At 68.8% G+C, this 2,229-nt stretch carries 2 protein-coding genes, 2 tRNA genes and 2 pseudogenes; 5 read left to right on the top strand and 1 reads right to left on the bottom strand.

Annotated elements, in window-relative coordinates:
* Positions 1–85 (top strand): annotated as a pseudogene (locus tag ACTUAL_RS17210) (trans-aconitate 2-methyltransferase); the annotation flags it as partial.
* A 17-nt stretch (positions 86–102) separates the two neighbouring features.
* Here the strand turns inward: ACTUAL_RS17210 and ACTUAL_RS17205 are convergent.
* Positions 103–345: a hypothetical protein gene (locus tag ACTUAL_RS17205; protein WP_015800138.1), complete on the bottom strand. Its 243-nt coding sequence runs from the start codon at positions 343–345 to the stop codon at positions 103–105.
* 135 nt (positions 346–480) lie between these two features.
* On the opposite strand from ACTUAL_RS17205, the gene ACTUAL_RS17200 reads away from it, so the two are divergent.
* The 4 genes and pseudogenes from ACTUAL_RS17200 to ACTUAL_RS17185 all read left to right on the top strand — a co-directional run.
* Positions 481–552, top strand: a tRNA-Asn gene (locus ACTUAL_RS17200).
* A gap of 195 nt (positions 553–747) precedes the next feature.
* Positions 748–1,557, top strand: a complete 810-nt coding sequence (locus tag ACTUAL_RS17195; protein WP_440900982.1) for an oxygenase MpaB family protein — start codon at positions 748–750, stop codon at positions 1,555–1,557.
* 77 nt (positions 1,558–1,634) lie between these two features.
* Positions 1,635–1,709, top strand: a tRNA-Ile gene (locus ACTUAL_RS17190).
* 270 nt (positions 1,710–1,979) lie between these two features.
* A pseudogene (locus tag ACTUAL_RS17185) lies at positions 1,980–2,229 on the top strand (site-specific integrase); the annotation flags it as partial.

Raw genomic sequence — 2,229 nt, 5'->3', positions numbered from 1 at the left:
GCTGCGCGCCGCCTACCCGCGGCGGGCGGACGGGACCACGTGGTTCCCGTTCCGCCGCGTGTTCGCCGTGGCCAGGGTGCGCTGAGGGCCGCCCGGCGCGCGTCAGCGCACGCGCGGGGCGACGGGCTCACGCTGCCCGTTGACGCCGACCCGCTTCACCGCCGTGTACTTGCGGCCGACGGTGGTCTGCTGGCCGATCTTGGCCCGCACGATGCCCGCCGCGCCCTGCACCGCCGGGTGGTCGACGACGGCGCGGTAGGCCCGGACGATCTGGTCGTACCGCGCCTTGCCCGCCCGCGCGCCCAGCACGTAGCCGATCGCGGCGCCGAACAGAATGCCCTTCATACCCGGTCTCCTCACCGTTGTGCCTGGTCAATGCCCATCCTGCCGGAAACGAGGGGGGTGTGTTCGAAGTACTCCTCCGGATGCGCTAGAGTTACTCCCGTCAGCCCGCGAGGGCGGGCGAGGACAACTGAACATTCCCCCATAGCTCAACGGCAGAGCATTCGACTGTTAATCGAAGGGTTACTGGTTCGAATCCAGTTGGGGGAGCATCCCAGACGAGGGCCCGTCCGCTTGGACGGGCCCTCGCTGCTTGCCCCATCTCTCCCACACCACGGGGTTCGCCCGAGCGGGGGCGGCTGAAACCCGTCATCCGGATGCGCGAGCGGCTGTGGTGTTGATCACGGCGGTGCCGGCACCCTGGTGGGCATGGGCCGCTACGCGAATCTCTCTCGCATCGAAGCGATGGACCCCGAGCGCGACGCCTGGGAGATCCTGCGCCTGTCCACCGGTTACGAGTTCCCCTGGGACTACACGCGGGCGCTGGAGTTCGCGCTGTTCCGCACGTACTGCGTGCCGTCCATCTCGGCGCTGCTGGCGCGCACCGGCGAGTTCGAGCGCAGGCCCCAGAAGCGCTACGACGACACCGCGCTGCTCATGGGCGAGCTGGTCGACCACGGCTACGACTCGCCGCGCGGCAAGGAGGCGCTGCGCGCGGTCAACCGGATGCACCACCGGTACGACATCGACAACGACGACATGCTGTACGTGCTCTCCACGTTCGTGTACGACCCGGTGGAGTGGTTGGAGCAGTACGGCTGGCGGAAGCCGTCGGAGCACGAGAAGCAGGCCTCGTACCACTTCTACCGGGCCGTCGGGGCGAGGATGGGCATCCGGGACGTGCCGGAGGGATACGAGGCGTACCTGGCGTTCAAGCGGCGCTACGAGGCCGAGCGCTTCAAGCACGCGGACACGAACGCCGAGATCGGCCGCTACACCCTGGACCTGTTCTGCTCCTGGTACCCGGCGCCCCTGCGCCCTGCGGCGAGGCAGGCCGTGATCGCCCTCCTGGACCCCGCGATGCTCGACGCCTTCGGCCTGGAACCCGCGCCGAGCTGGCTGACGTCGACGGCCAAGGCGGCCCTGCGCGCGCGAGCACGGGTCGTCCGCAGGATGCCCCCGAGACGCGAGCCGTTCCTGACGAACCAGCCGAAGAACCGAACCTACCCCGGCTACCCGACCGGTTACCGGCCGTCCGATCTGGGGACTTCGTAGCACGGGTTGGTCACGTGCTGACGGGTTGTCGAGACGCGGGGCCCCGGCGCTCTGTACCCTCCAGAACCGCACGTCAGGGGACGGTAGCTCAGCCGGTCAGAGCAGCGGACTCATAATCCGTCAGGTCGTGGGTTCGAACCCCACCCGTCCTACGCACTCCACCAGCGGAAACAGACTTTATCATGATCATCAGTTGATCGTTTGTCCATGCGTTTGTCCATTGACACGCGATTGACCATGGGGTCATGACCAGCGCAGATGGCCCACGAGGCCGCCAAAAGCGTGGCAGCGTCCGCAAGCGGGGGAACTCGCTCCAGATCCGGGTCTTCGCGGGCCGGGACCCGGTGACGCACCGTGCCGTGTACCTCGCGGGCACCGTTCAGGGGACGGACCGGGCGGCCTACCGCGAAGCGGACCGGGTCATGACCCGAATGCAAGCCGAGGTCGACGCGCAGCGGGCGGCCACGACCACGGTCACGTTCTCGCACGCCATTGACGAGTGGCTGGCCACCGTGGAGCTGGAGGAGAGCACGCGGGACAGCTACCTCGGGTACATCGAGCGCACCATTCGCCCCGCTCTGGGTGAGGCGCAGGTGCGGAACCTGACCGCGCGAGCCCTGGAGGGCCTGTACGCGGACCTGCGCCGGTGCCGGGCGCGCTGCTCCCGCAGGC

Source organism: Actinosynnema sp., assembly GCF_052038725.1.
The sequence above is the reverse complement of the archived record's forward strand: the minus strand, read 5'-3'. Positions and strand labels throughout refer to the sequence as shown.

What these genes read in the sequence shown, in the direction of transcription:
- ACTUAL_RS17205 (WP_015800138.1), bottom strand. Translation starts at nt 345, where the DNA reads ATGAAGGGCATTCTGTTCGGCGCCGCGATCGGCTACGTGCTGGGCGCG.
- ACTUAL_RS17195 (WP_440900982.1), top strand. Translation starts at nt 748, where the DNA reads ATGGACCCCGAGCGCGACGCCTGGGAGATCCTGCGCCTGTCCACCGGT.